This window comes from Kitasatospora sp. NPDC093102 (assembly GCF_040683915.1).
Lineage (GTDB): Bacteria > Actinomycetota > Actinomycetes > Streptomycetales > Streptomycetaceae > Kitasatospora.
On the sequence record NZ_JBFBFA010000027.1, the window covers coordinates 40,698 to 66,740 of the forward strand.

Genomic DNA, 26,043 nt, shown 5'->3' on the forward strand with positions numbered 1-26,043 from the left:
CGCCATGCCCCCGATCCACACCGAGGCCGCCTTCGGCGCGGCCATCGTCGCCGCGATGACCGAGCGCGGGTGGCGTGAGGCCCGGCCGGAGGACTACCGGGCCGAGCTCGGGCTGGACACCAACGAGTTGTTCGCCTTCATCGGCAAGACCCAGGGCGATGAGTGGGAGGAGCTGGTCACCACCCAGTACGCCGGCGACCAGACCGAGGCGCAGCGCGGATTTGCGAAGCGCCTCGGGCAGGCGATCGCCAGCGACGGGCTGCTCAAGGTGCTGCGCGAGGGCGTGAAGGACCGCAGTGTCCTCCTCCGGGTCGCGTACTTCCGCCCCAATCTGGTCGAGGACAACTCCGTCCTCGACAACTACCGGGCCAACCACCTCACCGTCGTCCGTGAGCTGGAGTACGCGACGAAGCAGGCCGACCGGGGCAACCGGCTCGACCTTGCCCTCTTCCTCAACGGAATCCCGGTCGCCACCGCCGAGTTGAAGAACCCGCTGACCGGTCAGGGCGTCGACCAGGCCAAGAAGCAGTACCGTGACAAGCGTGACCCCAGCGAGCTGGTCTTCACCAGCCGCGTCGTCGCGAACTTCGCCGTCGACCCCGACCTGGTCTTCGTCGCGACCAGACTGCGCGGACCGAAGACGCACTTCCTCCCGTTCAACACCGGCTCGGAGGGCCCGGGCGAGCCCGGTGGCAAGGGCAACCCCGTCCCCACCGCCCCCGGCACCTACGCCACCTCCTACCTATGGGAGCAGGTCTGGCAGCGCGACAACTGGCTCGATCTCCTCCAGCGGTTCGTTCATCTCCACAAGGAGAAGACGCCAGGCGGCGGCAGCACCCAAAAGCTGATCTTCCCCCGCTTCCACCAGTGGGACGTCGTCCGGAAACTCACCGCCCACGCCGCCGTCCACGGGGCCGGGCACAACTACCTGGTCATGGCTTCCGCCGGGTCGGGCAAGTCGAACACCATCGGCTGGCTCGCCCATCGACTGAGCGACCTGCACACACCCACCGATCCCGCCGGTCTCGACCCGGACGCCCTGGCCGTGGGCCTCAAGCCGGGTGTGCCGGTGTTCGACAAGGTCATCGTCATCACCGACCGCCGTAACCTGGACGCCCAGCTCCGGGAGACGGTCGGCAGCTTCGAGCAGACCGCCGGACTTGTCGTGAAGATCGACGAGAACCAGGGCGCGAAGGGCGCCCAGCTGGCGCGGGCGCTCTCCCGGGAGACCGGGAAGATCGTCACGGTCACCCTCCACTCGTTCCCGGCCCTGCTTAACTTCCTCAAGCAGAACCCGACCGAGATCCAGGGCCACAACTTCGCCATCATCGTGGACGAGGCCCATTCCTCCCAGTCGGGCGACGCGGCCACCGCCGTCCGCGCCGCCCTGCGCGACCTCGGCCTCGACGCGGACTCCGACGATGCGGGAGCCACCGAGGCCGCAAGCACCGAGGCCCCCGCGACCCTTCAGGAGCGCCTCAAGCACAAGGCCTCGCAGCGCTCCCGCGCCGCGAACCTCTCCTACTTCGCCTTCACGGCCACGCCCAAGGCGAAGACCCTGGAGCTGTTCGGCACGCTCCAGGACGTCGACGGCGAGGCCAAGTACCGCCCCTTCCACACCTACTCGATGCGGCAGGCGATCGAGGAGGGCTTCATCCTCGACCCGCTGCGCAACTACGTCACCTACGACACCTACTGGAAGCTGGTCAACAAGAACCCGGAAGAGCGCGAGGTCGACCCGAAGAAGGCGAACCCCCTGCTCGCCCGGTACGCACTCACCCACGACTACACCGTGGCCCAGCACGCCCAGGTGATCGTGGAGCACTTCCTCGCTCACACCCGCGGACGGCTCGGGGGTCGTGCCAAGGCGATGGTGGTGACGGCGTCCCGCCAGTCCGCCGTGCAGATGTCCCGTGCGATCAAGAGCTATCTCAAGGACCTCGGCTACGACGTCAAGTACCCGGACCTCGGTGTGCTGGTGGCGTTCTCCGGCTCTCTCACCTTCGAGGGCGAGGAGACGACCGAGCCCAAGGAGAACGACGGGCTGTCCGAGGGCGCGCTGCCCAAGGCCTTCGCCTACACCCGTGCCGACGACAAGGCCGTCCGTGCCGGCGGCCCGGGCAAGCCGGAGTACCGGATCCTGGTCGTTGCGGAGAAGTACCAGACCGGCTTCGACCAGCCGCTGCTGACGACCATGTACGTCAACAAGACGCTCACCGGTATCTCCGCCGTGCAGACGCTGTCGCGACTGAACCGCACCGCCGAGCGCAAGACACAAGCGGACCTCGCAGTCATCGATTTCGTCAACGAGGCCGAGGACATCAAGGCTGGCTTCAGCCCGTACTTCCTGGAGGCCCGGACGTTCCCGTCCGACCCGAACCTGCTCTACGAGGCGCAGAGCCGGGTCATGTCCGCACCGATCCTCACCGCACGCGAGATGGACGAGTTCGCCGAAGCGTACTTCGCCGCGCAGGAGAAGGCTGGCGGGTCCGTCACGAAGTGGGAGAAGCTGCACGCGGAGCTGTACCGACTGCTCGCCCCGGCGGTGGTCCGCTTCGAGGCGCTGCTGAACAGTGAGGACGAGGACGACCAGAAGACGGCCGAGGACTTCCGCGCGAACCTGCACGACTACGTGCGCAAGTACGGCTTCCTGGCGCAGATCGTCCCGTACACCGACCCCGATCTGGAGCGGCTCCACCTGTACGGGCGGTACCTGCTCAACCGGCTGCCGCGCCGGGCCGACGGCGGTGTCGACATCGGGGAGGTGGACCTCAGCCACCTGCGGGTGGAGAAGACCGGCGAGTACGACGTGGGCCTGACCGCGGAAGAGCCGGCCCTGATCCGGAACGTCGGGGAGGGCGCAGGCGGCACGAAGGAGCAGGAGAAATCCCTGCTGTCCGAGCTCATCGCGAAGTTCAACGACAAGTTCGGGACGGACTTCACCGAGCAGGACCTGCTGCCCGCCTTCAACGCGACCCTCGCCGAGACCGAGGTCCGCCAGGCCGCCGTGGTCAACGACGAGGACAACTTCGGCAAGGTCTTCGACCGGGTGTTCGCCGACAAGGTCGAGGACTACGTCGGCATCGTCACCGACCTCGGCAAGCGGTACTTCGCTCCGGACCGGGGCTTCCAGTCCAGCCTCAACCGAAGTGCCCGCCGTGCTGCCTGGCGCATGATCAGGCGCGAGGAGGGTGTGGACGACGCGGCCTGACGCCGCTGGTCCACGACCCGGGACGGTGGGCGGCCCGTTCGCGCACCACCTACTGTCCCGGGTAGCCGGACGAAAGCCTGGACTGGTGATCGTCGCACCCGTCACACTGGGGACCGCACAGCCGCGCAACACCACAAGCATCGGACCAAGCACGCAGAAACGGGGGCAGCCGCGTGCCGGCGACCGTGATCTCCAACCGCTACGAACTCCTGGAAGAGCTCAGTCACGGCGGCATGGGCGACGTGTGGCGCGGCTACGACGCCGTACTCGACCGGCCGGTGGCGGTGAAGCTGATCCGGCAGGCGGCGGTCACCTCGTTGCAGTCGGCCGAGGAACTCGCCCGGCGCTTCCGCCGGGAGGCGCGCATCACCGCACGCATCCAGCACCCCGGCGTGCCCCAGGTCTTCGACGCGGTCCTGGACGACAGCTTCGAGCGGCTGTTCCTGGTGATGGAACTCGTCGACGGCGTGCCGCTCTCCGCCTACCTCCAGCCCGACCACCCGCTGCCCGTCAGCTGGGCCGCAGCCGTCGCCGCCCAGGTCGCCACCGTGCTCTCCCACGCCCATGACGTGCCGGTGATCCACCGTGACCTCAAACCGAGCAACATCCTCGTCGCCCGTGACGGCACGGTGAAGGTCCTCGACTTCGGCATCGCGGCGATCCTGCGGACGGACGTCACCAAGCTCACCGCGACCGGCAGCCCCATCGGCACCCATCAGTACATGTCGCCGGAACAGGTCCGCAGTGGCCGGATCACCCCGCAGACGGACCTGTATGCCCTCGGCTGCGTGCTGCACGAACTCCTTGCCGGTCGTCCGGTCTTCGAGGGCAACGAGTACGCGCTGATGCACCAGCACCTCACCGCCACGCCGGCCCCACTGCGGCAGCTCCGCGCCGACGTGCCCGAGCCGTTGGAGACGCTCGTCCTGCACCTGCTGCGCAAGGCGGCGGAGAGCCGCCCGGCCGACACCCAGGAGGTCTACGAGCGCCTCCTACCCTTCCTCCCGGCGGCTGGCTCCGTGCCCACGCAGGCCGAGGCCGGCCCCCTCGGTACCCCGGACCCGACCCGTCTCTTCCGCCACCCCTACGCGCCCCGCTCCCGGGCGCCGAAGCCGCCCGCAGTCGTCCGCACCCCCACCGCGGTCGAGCTCCAGCCACTGCCCGTCTTGGAGCAGGTGCGTGCCGCGATCAAGGAGGCCTACGCCCAGGCGGATCTCCTCCTGGACGACGAGCGGTTCACCCAGGCCGTCGAGGTGATCGGAGCTGTCGTCGAAACGGCCGCCAGCGCGCTCGGCACTGACAGCAAAGAGGTCCTTGGCCTGCGCAAGCAGCGCGCCGCCATCCGCTTCCTCGGCGGCGACTACCGGGCCGCCCTGCCCGAGTTCGAGGCCCTAGCCGCCGCCTTCGGCCGGACCGCCGGGACCGCCAGCACGCCCGCCCGCGAGTGCCGGGCCCAGGCGGCCCGTTGCCGTGCCGAACTCGGCCAGGTCACCGAGGCTCTCCACGAACTCCAGGACGTGCTGGCCACCGTCCGCGCGCTCGACGGCGACGTGAGCGAAGAAGCCATCGACCTTCGCCACGGCATCGCCGTCCTCCTCCTCGCTCAGGGCAAGGTCACCGAGGCCCTGCAACTCCTGAAGCCCCTCCAGGAAGACCTGATCATGGTCTACGGCCCTGAGGACGAGCTGGCCTTGGAGGTCGCGGAAACGCTCGCCCGCATCCGGCTGGACCTGAACGGCGGCGCCTGAATGACCGCAGCACATTCGGCAATCGGCCGTCGTCCGCAGCCCTCGCCCACAGGCCAGTCTCCCCGACGCTTCGCCAGCCCTGTTCCTGCCAATAGCTTCATCCGCACCGGTGAGAGCTGGTGTTCAGCGCTGGCTGGCGTCGGCCGTGTCACCCGAATCAGCGCTCTGGCTGGCATTCACTGGACGGACCTCAGGCATAGGGATCGCGAAGGGGCCGCGGTTCCCGTACACCTCGAACGATAGCTTCGGGGAGGTCTAGGCCGGCGGTGTAGTAGCGGCCCTGGGCCTCGCCCTTGGCGGCGAGCCAGTCCGCACGGACAAGTTCGCGGATGTCGCGTTGGGCCTGCTGCTCGCTCAGCTCGGCGTCGGCCTGGTAAGTGGCGCGGCGCAGGCGGTTGCCCATGGCCGCGGGGTAGAGGGCATAGAGCATGCGATCGGGCCAACCACGCTGCTCGACGGCTTCGTCGAGGGCGGTCCAGACCTCGCGGGTGGTGTTCACCTGCCGCTCGACGCTCTGGGCCTGCTGGTGGTGGGCGCGCAGGCAGAATCGGATCCAGGGCAGGGTGTCGCGGTCGGGAGTCCAGACCGGGCCGCCGACCTCGGCAAGGATGTCGTAGTAGCGGTAGGTATTGCGGGCCCGGCCGAGCCATTCCTCGATGCTGGAGAACTCCGGCGCCATGATCCCCTCCCGGGCCAGGACCAGGGTGTGCAGGGCGCGGGACATCCGGCCGTTGCCGTCCGACCACGGGTGGATCGCGACCAGGTTCAGGTGCGCCATCGAGGCCCGCACCAGCCCCGGAGCGTTCAGGTCGCCCTCGTTCAGCCAATCAACCAGCTCGTCAGTCAGTACTGCCAACTGCTGGGCATCAGGGGCGGTGTAAGCGGCGATGGTCGGGTCTTCGGCAGAGGTCACGTACACCGGCCCGGTACGCCACCAGCCGGGCCGTTTGATCAGGTGGTGGCCCTGCATCATGAAGTGCAGCGCGTTGAGCAGGCCTTTGCTGTAGGCGAAGTCGTCGCCCGCTTCGGCGAGGCGCTGGATGTAGGTCATCGCCTGCCGATAACCCTCGATCTCGGCCGTAACGGTCTCGTTAGCATCGATCGGCGCCTCGCCGACCATGATGTCCTCGACGTCCGACACGCTCGCGGCGTAGCCCTCGATCGTGTTCGATCCGGCGATCGCCCGCGCCGTGAGGTTACGCCGCAGCTGCCCTTCCCAGCGACGTGAAGTGCGCAGATGGAGACGCAGCCGGTCGCGCATCTCGTCGATCTCCGCGAGGACGGACTGGTCGATGTCCTGCAGCGATGGCACAGCATAGAGCATGAAGCAATGACACCATGACGGCATCAAACGAGCAAGCAGAACCGGCGCAACCATGGTGCATGAGTACTTCAATGCATCCCTGGGAATCAGTCGCCCCGGATCCGTTCAGCGAGATCACCACCGCCGACCTTCCGGCTCCGCCGAGCGCCCTGCGCTCGCAGTACCGCACTTCACCGCTCACCAACCCCCGCCCGCAGGCCGCCCAGGCCACCCCGGCCCAGACGCAGGCCTGGGCCAGCTTCCTGGCAGGGGCTGTCCACAATGGGCTCGACCCGACACTGATCACCCAATGGCTGACCATCCTGGCCGACGCCACCGGCAGCCCCGTCCTCCCGTCCCTGGCCTCCATGCCGTTGGGCGACTACGTCAACCTCCGCCTCCCGGTCATCCTGACCGGCCTGGAAACCACCACACACGCCCCCTACCTCGCCGGCTGGCACCTGCGGATCGAGCCCGAGCTCGGGCGGCTCCCCCTCCGCCTGATCACCACTGCTCTCATCACTGCGGCAGTTTTCGGCTGGATCGCCGATGGCTGCAGCCGCTCCACGATCAAGAACACCCTCGCCATGCTCTCCCGCATTTTCGAGCAGGCCATCGTGGACGGCATCCTCGAACAAAACCCTGCCCACATCACCGGCTGGCAGCGCGAATACCAGCAAGTCGAAGACGAACTGCGGGATCCCCGCTCCCTCGCCCTGCGCGACTGGGACACCCTCACCGAACTCGCCGATGCCCTGGTCGCGGCCTCATACAACCGCTATCGCGGATGGGGTGATGTCGTCGTCCACAGCGCCTGCACGGCCACAAGGATCGGCGCGGTCTCCGGAGTCCGGGCCCGCGACGTCGATACCGACAAGTGGCTCCTGACCAGGCCGCCGACAGACCACCCCCGCTCCCGGCGGCCTGGTCGACAAGCACACCAAGGGTAGGGTCGCCCGCCTCATCCCGATCATCGAACCTTTGCGCCCACTCATCATCAGGCGGCTCCAAGCGGCGCGAGGCGACCCGGATGCCCGCCTCTACACCGGCCCGCGCGGCGGTCGCATCAGCACCGCAGTCCTGCGCGACGCCACCCACTGGGACGACGTCACCCGGGACCTCGGCTACGAACACCTGCGCCGCCACGACCTGCGCCACACCGGCCTGACCTGGATGGCCGACGCCGGCATCCTTCCGCACATCCTCAAGGAAATCGCAGGCCACCGGCTCATCACCACCACCCAGCGCTACTTCCACCCCGACGTGCTCCGGATCCTGAAAGCCGGCCAAGCCCTCACTCATCACCTCGAGAAGCTCCAACGCGACGGCCAGATCACCCGCCACTGGTAACACGCCGTAACTGCCATCGCCTCGAAATGGCCCCTGACAAGCCGCTCCGATGCTGCCCAAGTCACGCCACGGCGAGCAGTAGGCGCCAGAAAGGCCTTAGAAATGCCCCGATATGAACCAGTTTGACCCACTTGACCCGCGGCCGGCGCACTTGACCGAAGGTCAAGTGCGCCACCCCGCCTCGCTCCAGCAAAACGGCAAGGAGGTCCCGCACTTCACCTTGAGATCGAAGAGCAATCCACACACCAGCCACTGGAGCAACGGGTGGCGACGCACCTGCGGCCTAACCTGGGGACCATTTTGGGACCACTCGGGACCAAAAAACGGGCCCCGAAAACCAGCAAGAGCGGGCCCTTGGTTTCCCAAGTGCCCGCTCTCACAACCGACTTCACAGTCGGGACGACAGGATTTGAACCTGCGACCCCTTGACCCCCAGTCAAGTGCGCTACCAAGCTGCGCCACGTCCCGTGGTCTCGGCGCCTGCAGCGGGGCCTGGGGGGCTCTGCTGTGGGCTTCTCGACCTTGTCTCCGGTTGTCCCGGCGACGTGGAAAACAATACAGCACGTCGGGGGGTGCTCGCTGCCAGGCTCAGGAGGGCGGATCAGGGGGTCGGGTGGCGGGCGTCGTAGGTGAGGAAGGCGGGGCGGCGGGCGGCGAGGAGGAGGACGGCGGCAACGCAGGCGAGGCCGCCGGTGATGACGGAGGTGGCGGGGTTGGTGAGGGCGGCGACGGTGCCGGACTCGAAGTCGCCGAGGCGGGGGCCACCGGCCACGACCACGATGAAGATGCCCTGGAGGCGGCCGCGCATCTCGTCCGGGGCCGCGACCTGCATCATCGTGTTGCGGAAGATCATGCTGACGGTGTCGGCACAGCCCGCGACCGCGAGCAGCAGGAGGCCGAGCCAGAGGTTGTGGAGGGCTCCGAAGGCCGCGATGGCCAGGCCCCAGGCGGCGACGGCGGCAAGGACGGCGACGCCCTGGCGGTGCACGCGGCCGACCCAGCCGGAGAAGAGCGCGCCGACCAGGGCGCCGACGGCCGGGGCGGAGACCAGCAGGCCGACGGTACCGGCGTCGCCGCCGTAGAAGGTGACCGCGATGGCGGGGAAGAGGGCGCGCGGCATGCCGAAGACCATCGCGGCGAGGTCGGCGAGGAAGCTGGTGCGCAGGTTGGGCTGTTCGCGCAGGAAGCGGAGGCCGTCGAGGACGGAGGCGCGGCCCTTGCGCGCGCCGAGCGGCCGCATGGCGGGCAGGCGCCACATCGCGTAGAGGGTGCCGGTGAAGGCGACGGTGTCGATCAGGTAGGCGGCCTGGGCGCCGTACGCGCCGATGAGGACGCCGCCGAGCATCGGGCCGACGGTGAGGCCGAGGTTCATGCTGACGGTGTTCAGGGCGTTCGCCGCCGGGAGCTGGTGGCTGGGCACCAAGCGGGGGATCATCGCGGAGCGGGCGGGCGAGCTGAGCGCGAAGAAACCGGCTTGGACGGCGACGGCGGCGTACAGGACGGCGACCAGGCCGAGGCCGGCCAGCGCCTGCGCGGCCAGGACGGCGGAGACGGCAGCCAGGCCCGCCGAGCCGATCAGGCCCAGTCGGCGCCGGTCGACGGTGTCGGCGATCGCACCGCCGTAGAGGCCGAAGGCGACCAGCGGAACGAGGGAGAAGATGCCGACCAGGCCGGTCGCAAAGGCGGAGCCGGTCAGGTCGTAGACCTGGACGGAGACGGCGACGGCCGTCATCTGCTGGCCTATGGAGGAGACGGCCTGCCCGGCCCAGACCCGGCGGTAGTCTGCGTGGTCGCGCAGCGGGCTGAGGTCGGCGAATGCCCGCCGGTACCAGGGTGAGTCGACGACCGCCTCCGTTCCGGGTCCGTCCCGCGGCCCGGGATCGGGTTCGGGCTCAGCAGAGGACGGCGGGGAGAGCGGGGAGGGCACGGGGGAGCCGGGCGGCGCGGGCGAGGGGGAGGACGTGGAATGTTGATTGTTCGACATAATCCCCCATGCTCCGCTCCATCCCCGGACGGCCTCGCACCGGGGCCCGCCCACGCGCCCGGGCCCGTCACCACCCGCACGCGCTACCGGCTCAGCACCTGCTTCTCGCCAGCCTCCACCGCGAAGTCCAGCCGATTGCCCGGCGGCGGGAACGGGCAGATGAAGTGGTCCGAGAAGGCGCACGGCGGCAGGTAGGCCCGGTTCAGGTCGAGGACGGTGCGGCCCTCGGCGTCCGGTGCCGGCAAGGTGATGAAGCGGAAGCGGTAGGTGTCGATGCCGCTGGTCGCGTCCGCGATCACGCCGCTGAGCCGCCCGCCCGCCCGCCCGACGGTCAACGTGCGGTGCTCGCCCGCCACGGTGAAGGCGATCTGCCCGGAGACGGCCAGCGGGCGCTCCCGGCCGTCGGCGTTCGGGACCACGACCGACCGCGCATCGCCGTCCTCGAACGGGGTGAAGACGGCGGGCACGGCCCACTCGGGCGCGTACGGGTAGGCGGAGATGCCTGCAAAGGCGGTCCGACGCGGCGCGGCCGGGTCGAAGACCCGCAGGGCCAGCTCGCCCTCGCGCTCGATCGGGACGAGCAGCAGGTCGCCCAGGGTGGCGGTGTCGGCGGCCGGGTCGCTGTCCGGGCGGAGCAGTACCTCGCCGTCCACCGGCGCGCCCTCACGCTCCACCGACGCGCCCGCGCCGTTGACCGTGATGCCATCGGACGCCGCCGCCCGAAGCCGGACGCCCTCGGCCCCGGCCCCGGCCCCGGCCCCGGCCCCGGCCCACCAGTGCCCGGGCAGGCCGGGGATCTCGGCGGGCTCGGGCTCCAGCCAGTGCGTGCCGGTGAGTGCGAGCTGGCCGTGCGTCGCGCTCACCGACGCCGCCCGACCGTCGCTCCAGTGCTTCCAGTCCTCCGCGGCCGTCGCCGTCATCGCTCCACCCTCCCGGTCGGTCCGCGGACGGCCCGCCGTTCGGGCCGCCCGTCTCGGTCATCCACAACACCGTCCGCCCGGACGGATCATCCCCGTCGGCCCGAAGCCGCCGAAACTGCAACACGGTGGCAACGCGCCGGCACGGGGCACCACACGGGCCACACACATCACCTACCCGTACCTACCCGTCCGGCACCTATCCGTCGCGGCGCTTCAGCGGACGGAACAGCCCTTCCTGCACCACGGACACCACCAGCTGGCCGTGCCGGTCGAAGATCTGCCCGCGCGCCAGGCCGCGCGCACCGTGCGCGATCGGGGACTCCTGCTGGTACAGCAGCCAGTCGTCCGTCCGGAACGGCCGGTGGAACCACATCGCATGGTCGAGCGACGCCATGTCGAAGCTCCGCTCGCCCCACAGCGGCTCGACCGGGGCGCGGACGGCGTCCAGCAGCGTCATGTCGCTGGCGTAGGTGAGGGCGCAGACGTGGATCAGCGGGTCGTCCGGCAGCGGGCCGTTGGTGCGCAGCCAGACGCCGCTGCGCGCCTCGACGCCCTCCAGCTCCTCCTTGGTCCAGCGCAGCCGGTCGACGTAGCGGACGTCGAAGGGCTGGCGGCGGCTGATGAACGGGGGCAGCTCGCCGAGCCGGGAGCCGACCTCCTCCAGGGCGCTGGGCAGTTCCTCGGGGGCGGCGACGGCCGGCATCGGGTACTGGTGCTCGATGCCACCCTCCTCCGGTCCGTGGAAGTCGGCGGTGAGCGCGAAGATCGACCGGCCGCCCTGGATGCCGAGCACCCGGCGGGTGGTGAAGGAGCGGCCGTCGCGGATCCGGTCGACCTGGTAGACGATCGGCACGCCGGGAACCCCGGGGCGCAGGAAGTAGGCGTGCAGCGAGTGGACCGGGCGCTCGTCGTCCACCGTGCGCCCTGCCGCGACCAGCGCCTGCCCGGCGACCTGGCCGCCGAACGTCCGTTGCAGCGCCTCCTCGGGGCTGCGCCCACGGAAGATGTTGAGTTCGATCTGCTCAAGGTCGAGCAGATCGACAAGGTCGTCGACGGGGGTACCCATGCGCACGCTTCCTCTCGGACTCCGAACGAATTCTCCAGCTCACTCGAATTCTCCGGCGACCCGGGTCATTCCCGTGCAGCGGTCCGGAGCCCCCATTTCACTCGAACGAGTAGACGAGTCAATGAACAGGTGAACGGACGAGACGGCGCTGTCACCCAGGAGACCTCCGGGAAACTCCCCGGTCACTCCCCCAGCCCCGACTCCCGCACCGTGATGTTGAGCCGCCCGACCAGCCCCAGCTCCGGATCGGCCGTCCCCGGCAGCGTCCGCACCACCCCGTGGTACGCGAACCGGGCCGGACCGCCGAACACCAGCAGGTCGCCGCTGCGCAGTTCCAGGTCGGTCCACGGCCGGGTCCTCGTCTCGGTGTTCCCGAGCCGGAAGACACAGCCGTCTCCCAGCGAGAGCGAGACCACCGGCGCGTCCGCCCGCTCGTCGCGGTCCTGGTGGAGACCCATCTTCGCGCCGTGCGCGTAGTGGTTGACGATCGCGATGTCCGGCTCGTACGAGGCCGCACCCGCGACCTCCCCCAGCGCGGCGCCGTACGCCTCGGCGACAGCGCTGCGGGCCAGGCCCCCGAGCAGCGGCGGGAACGGCTTGACGGGCGCGCCGTCCTCAGCGACCCGCCGGTACCCGTACGGGTACCAGTGCAGGCCGAGGCTCACCATCCGGACGGACATCATCCCGCCGGTGGGCATCCGCACGGCGTGCAGGCCGGCCGGCGGGCGGGCCCACTCCCGGCAGGCGGCGACCAGGCGGCGCTGCGCGTCGAGATCCAGCCAGCCGGGAAGCAGGACGGCGCCGGGAGCCGGCTCGGAGCGCTCGCGCGCGCCCGGAGACCCGCCCGGGTCGCTGAACAGCTCTCCCTGGCTCACCCCACCATCCTCCCGCACCATGCCCACCCTGGCCCAGCCCCGCACCCCGCCCGACGCGGCGGCCGGCAGCACCGCCACGGGCGGCGCCCGCCCACACCACGACCCGCCCCACACCTATGTGCTCATCACATGAATTCGGCACGGCGGCCGACCCCGGGCACGCCGCGCTCACACCGCCCGGGCACCGGGCCGAGCACCGCGAAACGCCGAAGGCCGCTCCCCCGGCCGGCGGGAGAACCCGCGCGGCGGAGGAGCGGCCGTGGAAGCCGGGCACATCGGTACGTCACTACGTCGGTAGGTCGGCGCGTCGGTGCCCGATCAGGCATCGGCACGGTGAGGCCCGGGCAGCCGGGATCAGCTGCGCGCAGTGCCTCGGGGGCCGCGGGGACCTCAGATGCTCAGGGTCTGGCCCGGGAAGATCAGGTCCGGGTTGCCGCCGATGACCTTGGCGTTGTTCTGGTACAGGTCGTGCCAGTCCAGGCCCTGCGCGGGGGCGATGGAGCTCAGGGTGTCACCGGCCTTGACGGTGTAGCTGCCCTTGGCGGCCTTCGGAGCGGCAGCCTTCGGGGTGGCAGCCTTCGGCGCGGCCTCGCTCTTCGGCGCGGCCTCGCTCTTCGGCGCGGCAGCCTTCGGCGCGGCCTGAGCCTTGGGGGCGGCCTTCGGGGCCTCGGCCGGCTTGGCGGCGGCCTTCGGGGTCTGCGCCGGCTTGGCGGCCGTCGAGCCGGAGGTGGAGGTGGAACCCGCCGAGGTGTCGACGGCGGCCGGGGCGCCGCCCTTGGTCAGACCGGCCTTGACGGAGCAGACGGGCCAGGCGCCCGGGCCCTGCGAGGCGAGGACCTTCTCGGCGACGGCGATCTGCTGCGCCTTGGTGGCCTGGTTGGCCTGCGGGGCGTAGGCGGTGCCACCGAACGCGGCCCAGGTGCTGGAGGTGAACTGGAGACCGCCGTAGAAACCGTTGCCGGTGTTGATGGCCCAGTTGCCGCCGCTCTCGCACTGGGCGACGGCGTCCCAGGTGGAGACGGAGGCGGCGGAGGCCGAGGTGGCCGTGACGAGGCCGGCCACCGGCAGGGCCGCGACAGCGGCGCCCGCCACGACAGCCATCCGCACGCGGTTGCGCTTGGTGACGGTGGAGGTGGTGGCAGCGGCGTTCTCGTTACGGAAGGTCATGGGGTTCCTCTCGACAGCCCCGGGCGGGCATGCGGAACCAGGCCCTGGAAAGGGCCTCGATCGCTTGCCGCGTCCGTCGGGCGGCCGTGCACGTGTCGGACGTGCCGCTGCCGCCCCGGCCACCCAGCCGCTCGCCGACGACCTGTTCGAGCGATCGCGTCGGCGGGCACCTGCCGCGCCCGGCGGGCCGGGGGGCCGTGCGTCGGGGGTGAACCCGGGTAGCGCTCGTTGCGCCGACCAAGAAGCTACGAGCCGTTCGGCGGGGAAACCAAAACTCCGGCGGTCTGCCCAGCTCAGGCCGGGGTTACCACCGGTAACGACCATGCAATCCTGACCGAAATGTCCGCTTTAGCCGCTGATTCCTAGATCAAACATCTCGGCCGCGTGACTCACCTCACCGTTTTATTCCGGCAGTCCCGGTACCGACATCGACAGATTGCGACCACCGGAACACGACGCGCGGTCGGATCGGAAGCAATTCCCGTCAGCCTCGACGGGCACCCGTGACGCCTGACACAAGAGCCCGTTGGGCATGGCGACCTCCCCGTGTCCGCCCCCGAACCCCATCCGCTTCCATCCGAGGAGACCCTGTGCCGCGCATGCTCGACGTCAGCGACGAGGTCCGGTCCGAGATCGGCGACGACGAGGCCGACCGCCTGCTAGGCGGCGACCGCGCCCCCGGCAGCTACGAGTGCACCTCCTGCCGGACCCCCGGCGACACGCACGTGGAGCCCACCAGCACCGTGCTGTTCGTCGGCGAGGAGACCGCCGTCCTCGCCTTCGCGCACGCCCGCTGCATCCCCTCCCAGGTCGTACCGGTCTCCGAGGAGCAGCTGGCCGGTGCCGTCCGCAGCATCAGCCAGTCCCAGCCCGGCGGCCCGGACCTCGCCGTCCCCACCTCCGCGCCGAGCGCCCCCGCGCCGGCCCCGGCCGCGCCCGTCGGCCCCGCCCCGACCCAGCCGACCGCCCCCGGCCAGGCCGCCATCCTCGGCATCACCTGCGGGCTGGTCCTGCACGGCAGGGTCGGGCACGCTTCCCTGGTGGTCGAGCCGACCGGGCCGGTCGGCCGCCCCGGCAGCATCTCGGGCGAGGACGAGTTCCTCGACCTGCTCCAGGACGCCGGCTTCCAGCCCGTCACCGACCTGGACGAGACCCCGGATCAGCTGCCCGGATGGTCCGTCCTGGTCGCGATGGGCAAGCTGCACGCGATCCTCCAGCCCGCCGCGGCCGGCGGCAGCACCGGCTGGTGGCAGGCGCACCAGCCGCTCCAGGTCACCGACGCCTGGCGGATGGCCGCGAGCCAGCTCTCCGAAGTGACGATGTACGCCGTACCGGCCGGCATGGTCGGCCGCCAGCCCCGCGAGGACCTGCTCCGCCAGGCGCTGGAACGGGCGGTGGCGCTGGGCCAGGTGGTGGCCGCCTCCCTCCCGCTCGCCGGCACCTGATCCGCCTCCGCGCCCGACCCGCCGGAAGACGGCCTCCCACACCCACGGCCGCCTTCCGGCGGGCGTGTGCCCACCACTCCCCGGCGTGCAGCCCGGACCACACCCCGGCGCACCTGCGCCCCGCCCGGCACACCCGCCCCCTCCACGCTCCGGCGCGTCGACGCACCCGCACCCCCACATCCCGCATCCCCCGCCCCTCTCACTCGTTGGCCCCTACGTGTACAGCTACGACGTCTCCGCGTCCCCCGGCCGGTCCGCCACCGCCTCCCGCTCGATCCCGGGCATGCGCCCGTCGTACGACGCCGAGCACCCGCACTCCACCACGCCGATCTACGACGAGCTGTACTCCGAGTTCCGGCGCCTCTTCCGCGCCCTGCCCGGCGACCGCTCGGGCGAGGAGGACCTGAAGTTCACGGGCTTCGCGGTCCGCGACGGCTACCCACTGCTCGGCGAGCAGCGTGCGTACCCGCCCCAGCAGCAGGCCTTCCACACCCTCGCTGGCCAGGCGCCGGGCCTCCCCCAGTTCGTGCCGGGCCCCCAGCACCACGGCTCCGGCGCCACCGGTGGCCGGCAGCACGGCCACGCCGGTGCTCAGCAGCACGGGCACGCCGGCGGCCACACCGGCACCCACGCGACCGTCGGCACCCCCACCGGCAGTCACACCACCGGCAGTCACACCACCGGCAGTCACACCACCGGCAGTCACACCGCCGACAGCCACAACACCGGAAACCATGCCGGCGGTCACACCGGCAACCACACCACCGGTCACCACCGCGGCCACGCCGCCGGCCACCCCGAGCCCACCGCCCCCACCAACGACGGCCCCGGCCACACCACCGCGTCCCCTTCCCCGGCCCAACCCGCCGTCCCGGCTGCCCAGTTCACCAACGGTCAAGGCTGGGTCGCGGCCGGCTACCTGGGTGCGGCCCCGCACCCGATGCCGGTCCCCCCACCCGCACCCCCGGCGCCGCCCGCCCCCTCCCCGGTGATGGGTACGGCCACCGGCCTCGCCGCCCCCACCCCGTCCGCCGGCGGCCGCCACCGCCAGATGCTCTCCCTGCCCCCGGGCCCCAGCGGCGACCACCGCTGACCCCCGGCCACCGCCCCGAGCAGGAATCCCGGCCCACGCCCCGGAGACGCCGGAGGGCCCCGCCACGATGGTGGCGGGGCCCTCCGGCCGTCGGTCCGCGGACCGACCACTCCTGTCTACTTCTTCTTGCGCTTCTCCCGGACCCGCACCGAGATCGAGATCGGCGTCCCCACGAACCCGAACTCCTCGCGCAGCCGGCGCTCGATGAAGCGCCGGTATCCGGCCTCCAGGAAGCCCGAGGCGAACAGCACGAAGCGCGGCGGGCGGATGCCCGCCTGGGTGCCGAACAGGATGCGCGGCTGCTTGCCGCCGCGGATCGGGTGCGGGTGGGCCGCGACCAGCTCGCCGAGGAAGGCGTTCAGGCGCGCGGTCGGGATGCGGGTCTCCCAGCCCTCCAGCGCGGTCTCGATCGCCGGGACGAGCTTCTCCATGTGCCGGCCGGTCTTGGCCGAGACGTTGACCCGCGGGGCCCACTGCACCTGGACGAGGTCGCGCTCGATCTCGCGCTCCAGGTAGTAGCGGCGCTCCTCGTCCAGCTGGTCCCACTTGTTGTAGGCGATGACGACGGCGCGCCCGGCCTCGACGGCCATCGAGATGATCCGGGTGTCCTGCTCGGCGAGGGTCTCGCTGGCGTCGATCAGGACGACCGCGACCTCGGCCTTCTCCAGCGCGGCGGCGGTGCGCAGCGAGGCGTAGAAGTCGGCGCCGGCGGTCAGGTGGACCCGGCGGCGGATGCCGGCGGTGTCCACGAACTTCCAGGTCTTGCCGCCGAGCTCGATCATCTCGTCGACCGGGTCGCGGGTGGTGCCGGCCAGCTCGTTGACGACCACGCGCTCCTCGCCGGCCACCTTGTTCAGCAGGCTGGACTTGCCGACGTTGGGCCGGCCGATCAGCGCGATGCGGCGCGGGCCGCCGGGGGCGGCGTCGCCGAAGGTCTGCGGCGGGGCCTCGGGCAGCGCGTCCATGACGGCGTCCAGCAGGTCGCCCGAACCGCGGCCGTGCAGCGCGGAGACCGGGTACGGCTCGCCGAGGCCGAGCGACCACAGGTAGGCGGCCTCGGCCTCGGTGGACGGGCCGTCGACCTTGTTGGCGCACAGGACGGTCGGCTTGCCCGCCCGGCGGATGATCTTGATCAGGGCCTCGTCGGTGTCGGTGGCGCCGACAGTGGCGTCCACCACGAACAGCACCGCGTCGGCCTGCTCGATGCCCAGCTCGGCCTGGGCCGCCACCATGGCGTCGATGCCGAGGACGTCGATCTCCCAGCCGCCGGTGTCGACCACCTTGAAGCGGCGGCCGTTCCAGCTGGCCTCGTAGGTGACCCGGTCGCGGGTGACACCCGGCTTGTCCTCGACGACGGCCTCGCGGCGGCCGATGATGCGGTTCACCAGAGTCGACTTGCCGACATTCGGGCGGCCGACCACGGCGAGCACCGGCAGTCGGACGTGCTCGGCGCCGTCCACGGCGTCGAAGCCGTCGAGGTCGAAGCCCTCCTCGGCGGCAAGTGCCATGAACTCGGCGTAGTCGGCGGCGTCCAGCTCACCGTGGCCGGTGGCGGAGTGCTCTGCGGTCATGTTCGTCTGTTCCGTTTCCCGGCACGGCCCTTCCCAGGGGCGTGCCGTGCGTACCTGCCCCGCTCGGGGCAGCGCGATGGTTGGCTCCGCGGCACCTCGACGGCCCGCGGTTCACTCGTTGGTCGGCCCGGGGGTGCTCGGGCCGGTCCTGATCGGACCGACGGCAGCCGGTCAGACCGCGGACAGTCCGGCCCGCTCCTCCACCAGCCCGGCGATCCGGTCGATCACCTGCTCCAGGGTGAGGTCGCTGGTGTCCACCAGGACCGCGTCCGCGGCCTGGGTCAGCGGGGCCGTCTTCCGGGAGGAGTCGGCGGCGTCGCGGCGGGCGAGGTCGGCGGCCATCGCGGTGATGGTCGACTCGTCCACGCCCTTGGTGCGCAGCTCGGCTGCACGGCGCGCGGCCCGGGCCTCCTCGGAGGCGGTCAGGAAGACCTTGACGGTGGCGTCCGGGAACACCACGGTGCCCATGTCCCGGCCCTCGGCGACGATGCCGCGCTCGGCGACCTCGGCGCAGCCGCGCTGGAGCTCCACCAGCCGGGACCGTACGGCCGGCACCGCGGACACGGCGCTGACCTTGGCGGTCACCTCGGGGCCGCGGATCGGGCCGGACACGTCCTGGCCGTCCACCGTGATGGTGGGGCCGTCGGCGTCGGTGCCCGAGACGATCACCGGCTTGCCGCACGCGACGACCACCGCCTCCGGGTCGTCGACGTCGACCTCGTTGACCAGCATCCACCAGGTCATCGCCCGGTACATGGCGCCGGTGTCCAGGAAGCTCAGACCCAATCGGGCGGCGACCGCCCGCGAGACGGTCGACTTGCCGGAGCCGGAGGGCCCGTCGATGGCGACGACGACCGGGGCGTGCGCTCGGTCGGCAGTGTCCACGGGCGAACCTCTCTCTGAGCATGGGAGCCGGAGCCTGGGCAGGCGGGCGGCCGGGGATTGTCTCCCTCAAGGTTAATGGACCGCCGCCGTGACCCGTTCCGCCGCCGTCCGAGCCCGACCAGTCGCCCCAGAATAGTCGATCCCAACCAGTCGGCCCTGAGCATCCGATCCCGAACGGTCGATCCCGAACGGTCGATCCCGAGCAGTCGACACTGACCAGTCGCCGCCCTGCCGGAAACCGCCCGCTCGCCGACAGCCGCTCGTTCCCCGGCCGCCCGCGGCCTCAGTCCCGGACGCTCCAGCCGCTCGCCCGCAGCGCCTTGGTCAGCCGCTTCACCGCCGCCGGCGCCACCGACAGCTGGACGAAGCCGACCTGCTGCCCGGTCGAGTGCTCGATGACGACGTCCTCGATGTTGACCCCGGCGTCGCCGACCTCCCCGAACAGCCGGCCCAGCTCGCCCGGCTGGTCGCCCAGCACGACCGCCACGGTCTCGTACCGGGTGGGCGGCGCGCCGTGCTTGCCCGGGATGCGGGCCTGGCCGGTGTTGCCGCGCCGCATGACCGCCTCGATCCCGGCCGCGCCGGCCCGGCGCTCGCTCTCCTCGACGGCCTGCATGGCGCGCAGCGCGGTGACGGTCTCGCCGAGGTCGCGCGCGACCCCCTCCAGGACATCGGCGACGGCGCCCGCGTTGGCGGAGAGGATGTCGACCCACATGCCGGGGTTGGAGGCGGCGATCCTGGTGACGTCGCGCACGCCCTGGCCGGAGAGCCTTATGGCGGTCTCGTCGGCGTTCTCCAGCCGGGCCGCGACCAGCGAGGAGACCAGCTGCGGGGCGTGCGAGACCAGGGCGACCGCCCGGTCGTGCTCGGCGGCGTCCATCACGATCGGCACCGCGCCGCAGAGCGCGACCAGCTCCAGCGCGGCGTTGAGCGTCTCCGTATTGGTGTCGGCGGTCGGGGTGAGCACCCAGGGGCGGCCCTCGAAGATGTCCGCACGGGCGGCCAGCGGGCCGGACCGCTCACGGCCCGCCATCGGGTGACTACCGATGTAGTGGACGGTGTCACAGCCGAGCTCGGCGATCTCACTGCCCGGGCCGGCCTTCACGCTGGCGACGTCGGTGTACCAGTGCGCCAGGTTGCGGCGCTGGCATTCGGCGAGCACCTTGCCGACCAGCGCGGGCGGAACGGCGATGATCGCCAGGTCCACCGGGCCGTCGACCGGGTCGGTGATGCCCGCGCCGAGCGACTCGGCGGTGCGGGCCGCGTCCGGGTCGGCGTCCTCCAGATAGACGGTCAGTCCGCGAGCGGTCAGCGCGAGCGCGGCGGAGGTGCCGATCAGTCCGGTGCCGACGACGACGGCAGTGCGCATGGCGGGTCGCTCTCCTCATCACGATTCTCGACAGGTGCCGGGACCGTCCGGGAGCACCCGCGCCCCATCCTCTCTCATCCAGCCCAGCGAAGTCCCCACCCGCCGCCCGGCAACCGGAACGGCAGCCCCGGCAGCTTCCGGCGCCGGCAACCGCGACGGGCCCGTCCCCGTCCCACACAGTGCACACGCCGCACCCGGAAATCCTGCGACGCCCGCCCCGGAGCCGGGCAGACTGGCCGCCCGGGGCAAGGCGTGGGCGGCACGGAGACACCGGACCACGGCAGGACAGCACGACAGCGGACCGAGCAGGCGCGCGGGCGGGCCGCAGACCCGCGCGGCACGACGAACGCCGCACAGCGGGCGACACACAACGGGCGACACGCGAACGAAGGGGTTGCGCATGGACGATCAGCACAGCGGCCGGAGCGGGCAGTCGAAACCGCCGGCCGTACCGGCCCACCCGTCGGTCCTGGACTCCGTCGTGGTGTACGCCGAGGGCGCGGTGTGCCGCCGCCGGGCCACCGTTCCGGTCCCGCCCGGCGGACGGCTCCGGCTGACCGGCCTGCCCGCCGCCCTGGACGGCCGCTCGCTGCGCGCCCGGGTGCTCGCCGGACCGGCCGGAGCCGCCGTCACCGAGGCCCGGCTGGAGCTGCTCGCCGAACTTCGTGAACCGGACGAACTCCCGAACCTGAAGCGGGCGTTGGACGAGGCCACCGAGCACCGCAGCGCGCTCGCCGAACGCCTCCGGCTGGTCCTGGCCACGATCGCCGAAACCGCCGCGCTGCGCGCCGTCCCGCCGCAGCGCCGCCGCGACGAGCCACTGCGCCGCACGCCCGCCGACGCCTGGCTGGAGCTCGCCGACTTCGTCGACAAGCGGCTGGCCCGGCTCCAGCAGCACGCCGAGGAGCTCACCCAGGAGCTCGAACTCGCCGACCACGAGCGCGACGTGGCGGCCGACCGGCTGGAGAGGGCGTCCACCGCCGACCGGGCCGAGCCGGTCGGGACCAGCACCACCGTCCTGCTCACGCTCACCACCGCAGCCACCGCCGACGGCACCGCCCCCGGCAGTGACCACCTCGACCTGGAACTGGAGTACGGGGTCCCCGCCGCCCGCTGGGTGCCGGCCTACCGGCTGTCCTACCGGACCGGCTCCGACACCGCCCACCTGGTCCTGCGCGCCGCCGTCGCCCAGCGCACCGGCGAGGACTGGACCGGTGTGCGCCTCGCCCTGTCCACCGCCGACCTCGACCGCCGCACCGACCTGCCCCGGCTCGCCTCGCTGCGGATCGGCCGCAGCCAGCCCGCCGCGCCGCCCTCCGGCTGGCGCGAGCCCCCGGCCGGACTGGCCGACCTCTTCACCGGCTACGACGCGGCCCACGCCGACCGCCCCGCCCCGCCCCGTGCTCCCCACCGCGACGAATACCGCCCGATCGCCGCCGCCGTGGCGCCCGCCCCTGCCGTCGCCCGCTCCGCCGGCCTCGGCGGTGCCCGTCCGGGCGGTCCCCGGGCCGAGGCCTTCGCGGCCGACGAGCAGATCGTCCCCGCCGCCACCGGCCCGTCCGGCGGCGGTCTGCTGAGCGCCGACCAACCGATGCCCGCGGCCCCGGGCGCACCGCGCGGCTTCGCCGGCTACGGCGCCCCGCCACCGGTCCCGACCCCGGTGGCCGCCGCGGCACCACCGCCGCCGGCCCCGGGCGGCCTCCCGCCGGCGGAGGCCCGCCGCCGCGTCGGCCACGCCGCCCCGCTCCCGCGGCCCGGCCTCGCCCCGGACGCCACCCTGCTCGACTACCCCGACCTCGTCCTGGCCGGCCCCGAGGGGCCCGCCGCCCGGCGTGGGACCCTGCACCCCCGCCGCGAGCGGATCGAGCGCGAGGAGCCGGCCGGGACGCTGCCCGGCCGCAGCGGCGCCACGTGCCTCCGCAACCTCACCCTGCCCCGGCACGCCGTCCCGCCCCGCGAGTCGGCCGGCTCCTTCGACCACCGCTTCGACGCCGCCGCCCCCGCCGACATCCCGTCCGACGGCACCTGGCACACCGTCACCGTCGGCGAGATCCCGCTCACCGTCCACCCCGAGTACGTCACCGTCCCCGCCGTCGAGGAGAAGGTGTACGCGACCCTGGTGCTCGCCAACCGCACCGACCAGGCCGTCCTGGCCGGTCCGGTCGAGGTCACCGTGGACGACGAGTTCCTGCTCACCGCCGCGCTGCCCACCCTGGCGCCCGGCGGCACCCGCTGGCTGGGCGTCGGCGTCGCCGAGAGCATCGAGGTGGCGCGCCGCACCGAGCTGCACGAGTCCACCACCGGCATGCTGAAGGGCAACAGCACCGTCCTCGACCACCGGGTGCACGTCCAGTTGGCGAACCGGCTCGGACGCGCCGTCACGGTGGAGGTCCGCGAGCGGGTGCCGGTCACCTCCGACGCCGAGATCCGGATCGAGGAGCGGGCCGACTGGCACGCCCCGACCGTCTCCACGCCGGACTGCCCGCCCAGCACCCGGCTCTGGCGGGTCGACCTGCCGCCCGGCGGACGCACCGAGCTGGACGGTGGCTACCTGATCAAGATCCCGGCCGGAAAGGCCATCGTCGGCGGAAACCGGAGGAACTGAGCGATGACCGTCGAAACCCTTCCCCTCCCCGTCACCGCCGTGACCTGCCTGGAGGACCGCAGCCAGGTCGAGCGCACCACGACGGTCGGCCTCGCCGCGGGCGTGCAGCGGCTGCGCCTCGGCCCACTCACCGCCCTCGCCGTCGACCGCACCCTGCGCGCCGAGTCCACCACCGGCGGCATCCGCGTGCTGGACGCCCGACTGGTGCGCAGCTGGACCCCGCGCGCCCCGCTGCCGCCCGGCCCGGAGGACTCCGAGCTGCGCCACCGGCTGCACCGGCTGGACGCCGAGACCCGGCTGGCCGACCAGGCCCGGGCCCGGTTGGAGGCCCGGCTGGCCCTGCTCGCCCAGCTCTCCTCCGACCTGCTGCGCGAGATCGGCGAGGGCGCCGGCCTCGGCGAGCTCGAACCCACCCGCTGGGCCCGGGAGCTCGGCCGGGTGGACGCCGAGCGCGAGCGCTACGGCGAGGAGCTGCGCGCCACCCACTCCCGGCTGCGCCGCCTGGAGCAGGAACGCTCGCAGGCCCTGATCGCCCTGGACCAGGCCGAGGAGGACCCGGCCGAGCTGACCGCCCACCTGGAGCTCACCGTCGAGGCGGCGCAGCCCGGCCCCGCCGAGCTGACCGTCTCCCACCTGGTGCCCTGCGCACTGTGGCGCCCCTCCTACCGGGCGACCCTGGACGGCACCGACCTGTGCCTGGAGTCGGAGGCGGTGGTCTGGCAGCGCACCGGCGAGGACTGGACGAACGCCCGGCTCACCTTCTCCACCGCCCGCTCCGCCCTCGCCACCGCCCCGCCCGCGGTCGCCGAGGACGTCCTGGTGCTGCGTGAGCGCACCGACGAGGAGCGCCGCACGGTCGAGGTCGAGCTGCGCGAGGAGGCGGTCGCCGCCCTGGGCCCGGCCTCCCGGGTGCCGGGCGTGGACGACGGCGGCGAGGTCCGGGTGCTGCCCGCCCCCGCCCCTGCGACCGTGCCCTCCGACGGCCGCGCGCACCGGGTGCCGCTGGGCGCCTTCACCGGCCCGGCGAGCAGCGAGTACGCCAGCGCCCCCGAGCTGTCCCCGCTGGTCACCCAGGTGGTCCGGTTCCGCAACGCGGCCGGCCACCCGCTGCTGTCCGGCCCGGTCGAGCTGGTCCGCGGCAGCGGCTTCACCGGCCGCGGCGAGCTGCGCTTCACCGCCGCCGGCGCCGAGGCCGAACTGTCCTTCGGCAGCTCGGACGGCTACCGGGTGGTCCGGGAGACCGAGGAGCGCCAGGCCACCGCCGGCCTCACCGGCCGCCAGACCACCACCCGGACGGTCCGGCTGCACCTGTCCCGCTTCTCCGGCCCGGAGGAACGGGACGAGCGGATCGTCACCGTGCGCGAGCGGGTGCCGGTCTCCGAGGTGTCCGCGGTCGAGGTGCGGCTGCACAAGGAGGAGTGCTCGCCGGCACCGGACTCCTTCGACGCCGAGGGCATCGTCCGCTGGGACGTCCCGCTCGCCCCCGGCGCCCGGCACACCCTCACCCTGGTGTACGAGGTGTCCGCCTCCGCCAAGGTGGCCGGGCTCTGACCGCTGCGGCGCGCCGACGGCGAACACCGCCGCACCGGTGACGGCCGCTCAGGACCAAACCGGAGACAACGGGTAGAAAAGGAAGCATGATCCTCCATCTCGCTCCCCTGGACGACTGGCTGGCCGACCCCGGCCGCCCGTACGCCGCTGCGTCGCTGCTCACCGACGGGTTCATCCACTGCTCCGCGGACGAGCAGACGGCGCTCGCGGTGGCCAACGCCTTCTTCGCCGACACCCCCGACCCGCTGATGGTGCTGCTGATCGAGGAGTCGCTGGTGGAGCCGATGGTGAAGTGGGAGGCCCCGCACGGCGCCCCGCCGCCGGGGGCCACCCCCGGCGTGCTGTTCCCGCACATCTACGGGCGGCTGAACCGCACCGCCGTGGTCGGTCTGGAGAAGGTCGAGCGCGGCCCGGACGGCCGCTGGGCCTCACTCAGCCCCTGGAGCTGACGGGGCGCGACCGAGGAAAGTTATGACAATTCCCGAGGTTCACGCGGTTCACGCGGTTCACGCGGTTCACGTGGTTCCCGGGATTCACGCGGTTCACCCGGTTCCCGAGGTCCCGGCAGCTCCCGCGCTTCCTGCCGTTCCCGCGGACCTCGCGAATTGTCACAACATCGCCGATGGTCACGACGCCGCAGACCATCGCGACATCGTGAATTGTCACAACATTCCCTACAGCCACCCCCGCTCCCGGGCCGCCATCCCGGCCTGGAAGCGGGTGGTGGCGCCCAGCGAGCGCATCAGGCTCTGGAGCCGGCGCTGGGTGGTCCGGGCGCTCCAGCCGAGCGAGCGGGCGATCGACTCGTCGGTGAGCCCGGCCGCCAGCAGGCCCAGCAGCTTGCGGTGGTCGGCCTCCGGCTCCGGCGCGGCGTCCCCGGTGCCGACCGCCGCCTGCAAGCGGACGGCCCGCTCCCACTCCGCCTCGAACAGCGTGTCCAGCGCCTGGAGCAGCGCCGAGGGGTGGATCACGTACGCGGCGTCCAGCACGCTGTCACCGACGCTGATCGGGATGATCGCCATCCGGTCGTCCGAGATGATCATCTTCATCGGCAGCGTCGGCCGGACCCGCGCCTCCTCACCGTCCGCGACGCCGACGAGGATGTTCTTCTCCAGCCGCCCCGGCCAGGCCACCGCCTCCCGGTCGTAGACCGTCCGGAACTTCACGCCCTCGCGCAGCCGCCGCCGCTGCAGGGGCATCGGCGCCACCGGGTCCTGGATGTACGGCGGGCGGTCGAAGCCGCGCACCTGGTACTGGCTGGTCTCGGTGATGTGCTCCAGCCGTTGGGCGATCGCCTCGCCGCCGGTCAGCACCTCCACCGAGTGCGCCGGATCGGTGTACCGCGAGGCCTCCCGGAAGGCGTCCATCAGCCGGTGCATCTCGGCCCGGGCGTAGCGCAGCTCCGACTCCCGGTGGCCGATCAGGGTGCCGATCGCGACGTCCGGGGGGACCGGCAGGTACCGGTGCCTGTCCACCGGCGCCCGGGTGGCCATGCCCTGCTGCGCCAACCGGTCCAGTGCGCGCACGCTCTGCTGGAACGTCAGCCCGCAGCTCTCCGCCAGTTCCTCCGCCGTGGACTGCGGGTTGGCCACCAGCGCCGCGTAGACCTGCCCGTCCGGCTCCGCCAGTCCCAGTGCGCCGAGGGCCTGTCCGCCGGCCCGCCCCAGTGCTGCATCGGACACGACGTCCTCTCCCCCTGTTGGCCCGTTTCCGCCCCGACCCGCGCGCCCGTGCTGGCGCAGTCCCGCCACACGGCGGGTGGTGCTCCGGTGGCCATCCTCGGCCACGGATCATGACGCTGACAAGGCCGTGACCAGCGGTTGCGTCCCGGCTCACACGACTCGTCCGAAACGTGGACATCCGCAGGCGGACATCCCCACGCGGACGCCCGCGCCGCCCC

At 72.3% G+C, this 26,043-nt stretch carries 19 protein-coding genes and 1 tRNA gene; 9 read left to right on the top strand and 11 right to left on the bottom strand.

Annotation, left to right across the window (positions count from 1 at the left end; genetic code table 11):
- Positions 1 to 4 precede the first annotated feature (4 nt).
- Both AB0O11_RS27050 and AB0O11_RS27055 read left to right on the top strand, forming a co-directional pair.
- Positions 5 to 3,211, top strand: a complete 3,207-nt coding sequence (locus AB0O11_RS27050; protein ID WP_363391982.1) for a type I restriction endonuclease — start codon at positions 5 to 7, stop codon at positions 3,209 to 3,211.
- 173 nt (positions 3,212 to 3,384) lie between these two features.
- Positions 3,385 to 4,959: a serine/threonine-protein kinase gene (locus AB0O11_RS27055; RefSeq protein ID WP_363391984.1), complete on the top strand. Its 1,575-nt coding sequence runs from the start codon at positions 3,385 to 3,387 to the stop codon at positions 4,957 to 4,959.
- A gap of 190 nt (positions 4,960 to 5,149) precedes the next feature.
- On the opposite strand, the gene AB0O11_RS27060 is transcribed toward AB0O11_RS27055, so the two are convergent.
- Positions 5,150 to 6,271: a Fic family protein gene (locus tag AB0O11_RS27060; protein WP_363391986.1), complete on the bottom strand. Its 1,122-nt coding sequence runs from the start codon at positions 6,269 to 6,271 to the stop codon at positions 5,150 to 5,152.
- Positions 6,272 to 6,342: 71 nt separating this feature from the next.
- Here AB0O11_RS27060 and AB0O11_RS27065 point away from each other — a divergent pair, with 71 nt between their 5' ends.
- Together AB0O11_RS27065 and AB0O11_RS27070 are read left to right on the top strand one after the other, a co-directional pair.
- A complete protein-coding gene (locus AB0O11_RS27065; protein WP_363391988.1) occupies positions 6,343 to 7,212 on the top strand; it encodes a hypothetical protein in 870 nt (289 codons plus the stop codon).
- A 31-nt stretch (positions 7,213 to 7,243) separates the two neighbouring features.
- The gene (locus AB0O11_RS27070) at positions 7,244 to 7,612 is read left to right on the top strand and encodes a tyrosine-type recombinase/integrase (protein WP_363391990.1); all 369 of its coding nucleotides are present in this window, start codon (positions 7,244 to 7,246) and stop codon (positions 7,610 to 7,612) included.
- Positions 7,613 to 8,006: 394 nt separating this feature from the next.
- On the opposite strand, the gene AB0O11_RS27075 is transcribed toward AB0O11_RS27070, so the two are convergent.
- From AB0O11_RS27075 to AB0O11_RS27100, 6 genes are all read right to left on the bottom strand, one after another.
- A tRNA-Pro gene (locus AB0O11_RS27075) sits at positions 8,007 to 8,080 on the bottom strand.
- Between the two features lie 133 nt (positions 8,081 to 8,213).
- On the bottom strand, positions 8,214 to 9,596 hold the full coding sequence (locus AB0O11_RS27080) for an MFS transporter (RefSeq protein WP_363391992.1): 1,383 nt from the start codon (positions 9,594 to 9,596) through the stop codon (positions 8,214 to 8,216).
- Positions 9,597 to 9,679: 83 nt separating this feature from the next.
- Entirely contained in the window at positions 9,680 to 10,516 is an 837-nt protein-coding gene (locus tag AB0O11_RS27085; protein WP_363391994.1) for a DUF1684 domain-containing protein, read from the bottom strand.
- Positions 10,517 to 10,712: 196 nt separating this feature from the next.
- Positions 10,713 to 11,582 carry an acyl-CoA thioesterase II gene (locus AB0O11_RS27090; RefSeq protein WP_363391996.1) on the bottom strand — a complete coding sequence of 290 codons (870 nt, stop codon included), beginning with the start codon at positions 11,580 to 11,582 and terminating at the stop codon, positions 10,713 to 10,715.
- A gap of 182 nt (positions 11,583 to 11,764) precedes the next feature.
- Positions 11,765 to 12,457, bottom strand: a complete 693-nt coding sequence (locus tag AB0O11_RS27095) for an alpha-ketoglutarate-dependent dioxygenase AlkB (protein ID WP_363391998.1) — start codon at positions 12,455 to 12,457, stop codon at positions 11,765 to 11,767.
- A 390-nt stretch (positions 12,458 to 12,847) separates the two neighbouring features.
- Positions 12,848 to 13,624, bottom strand: coding sequence for a transglycosylase family protein (locus AB0O11_RS27100; RefSeq protein ID WP_363392000.1), 777 nt, complete (start codon positions 13,622 to 13,624; stop codon positions 12,848 to 12,850).
- Between the two features lie 590 nt (positions 13,625 to 14,214).
- Between AB0O11_RS27100 and AB0O11_RS27105 the strand changes: the two genes are divergently transcribed.
- Positions 14,215 to 15,069, top strand: a complete 855-nt coding sequence (locus AB0O11_RS27105) for a hypothetical protein (RefSeq protein ID WP_363392002.1) — start codon at positions 14,215 to 14,217, stop codon at positions 15,067 to 15,069.
- Between the two features lie 217 nt (positions 15,070 to 15,286).
- Entirely contained in the window at positions 15,287 to 16,162 is an 876-nt protein-coding gene (locus AB0O11_RS27110) for a hypothetical protein (protein ID WP_363392003.1), read from the top strand.
- Positions 16,163 to 16,278: 116 nt separating this feature from the next.
- Here the strand turns inward: AB0O11_RS27110 and der are convergent, their stop codons facing one another.
- The 3 genes from der to AB0O11_RS27125 form a co-directional block, all read right to left on the bottom strand.
- The gene (der, locus tag AB0O11_RS27115) at positions 16,279 to 17,733 is read right to left on the bottom strand and encodes a ribosome biogenesis GTPase Der (RefSeq protein WP_363392005.1); all 1,455 of its coding nucleotides are present in this window, start codon (positions 17,731 to 17,733) and stop codon (positions 16,279 to 16,281) included.
- Positions 17,734 to 17,904: 171 nt separating this feature from the next.
- On the bottom strand, positions 17,905 to 18,618 hold the full coding sequence (gene cmk, locus AB0O11_RS27120) for a (d)CMP kinase (protein ID WP_363392007.1): 714 nt from the start codon (positions 18,616 to 18,618) through the stop codon (positions 17,905 to 17,907).
- 283 nt (positions 18,619 to 18,901) lie between these two features.
- A complete protein-coding gene (locus AB0O11_RS27125) occupies positions 18,902 to 19,987 on the bottom strand; it encodes a prephenate dehydrogenase (RefSeq protein ID WP_363392009.1) in 1,086 nt (361 codons plus the stop codon).
- A gap of 400 nt (positions 19,988 to 20,387) precedes the next feature.
- On the opposite strand from AB0O11_RS27125, the gene AB0O11_RS27130 reads away from it, so the two are divergent.
- The 3 genes from AB0O11_RS27130 (at position 20,388) to AB0O11_RS27140 (ending at position 24,592) form a co-directional block, all read left to right on the top strand.
- On the top strand, positions 20,388 to 22,592 hold the full coding sequence (locus AB0O11_RS27130; RefSeq protein WP_363392011.1) for a DUF4139 domain-containing protein: 2,205 nt from the start codon (positions 20,388 to 20,390) through the stop codon (positions 22,590 to 22,592).
- 3 nt (positions 22,593 to 22,595) lie between these two features.
- A complete protein-coding gene (locus AB0O11_RS27135; RefSeq protein ID WP_363392013.1) occupies positions 22,596 to 24,143 on the top strand; it encodes a mucoidy inhibitor MuiA family protein in 1,548 nt (515 codons plus the stop codon).
- Positions 24,144 to 24,229: 86 nt separating this feature from the next.
- On the top strand, positions 24,230 to 24,592 hold the full coding sequence (locus AB0O11_RS27140) for a DUF952 domain-containing protein (protein ID WP_363392014.1): 363 nt from the start codon (positions 24,230 to 24,232) through the stop codon (positions 24,590 to 24,592).
- 225 nt (positions 24,593 to 24,817) lie between these two features.
- On the opposite strand, the gene AB0O11_RS27145 is transcribed toward AB0O11_RS27140, so the two are convergent.
- On the bottom strand, positions 24,818 to 25,825 hold the full coding sequence (locus AB0O11_RS27145) for a helix-turn-helix domain-containing protein (protein ID WP_363392016.1): 1,008 nt from the start codon (positions 25,823 to 25,825) through the stop codon (positions 24,818 to 24,820).
- Positions 25,826 to 26,043: the final 218 nt, after the last annotated feature.

Bases quoted from the DNA above. Each gene is read 5' to 3' on its own strand.
- AB0O11_RS27130 (WP_363392011.1), top strand. From the start codon at position 20,388: ATGGACGATCAGCACAGCGGCCGGAGCGGGCAGTCGAAACCGCCGGCC.
- AB0O11_RS27100 (WP_363392000.1), bottom strand. From the start codon at position 13,624: ATGACCTTCCGTAACGAGAACGCCGCTGCCACCACCTCCACCGTCACC.
- AB0O11_RS27080 (WP_363391992.1), bottom strand. From the start codon at position 9,596: ATGTCGAACAATCAACATTCCACGTCCTCCCCCTCGCCCGCGCCGCCC.
- AB0O11_RS27140 (WP_363392014.1), top strand. From the start codon at position 24,230: ATGATCCTCCATCTCGCTCCCCTGGACGACTGGCTGGCCGACCCCGGC.
- AB0O11_RS27090 (WP_363391996.1), bottom strand. From the start codon at position 11,582: ATGGGTACCCCCGTCGACGACCTTGTCGATCTGCTCGACCTTGAGCAG.
- der (WP_363392005.1), bottom strand. From the start codon at position 17,733: ATGACCGCAGAGCACTCCGCCACCGGCCACGGTGAGCTGGACGCCGCC.
- AB0O11_RS27085 (WP_363391994.1), bottom strand. From the start codon at position 10,516: ATGACGGCGACGGCCGCGGAGGACTGGAAGCACTGGAGCGACGGTCGG.
- AB0O11_RS27065 (WP_363391988.1), top strand. From the start codon at position 6,343: ATGAGTACTTCAATGCATCCCTGGGAATCAGTCGCCCCGGATCCGTTC.
- AB0O11_RS27125 (WP_363392009.1), bottom strand. From the start codon at position 19,987: ATGCGCACTGCCGTCGTCGTCGGCACCGGACTGATCGGCACCTCCGCC.
- AB0O11_RS27050 (WP_363391982.1), top strand. From the start codon at position 5: ATGCCCCCGATCCACACCGAGGCCGCCTTCGGCGCGGCCATCGTCGCC.
- AB0O11_RS27135 (WP_363392013.1), top strand. From the start codon at position 22,596: ATGACCGTCGAAACCCTTCCCCTCCCCGTCACCGCCGTGACCTGCCTG.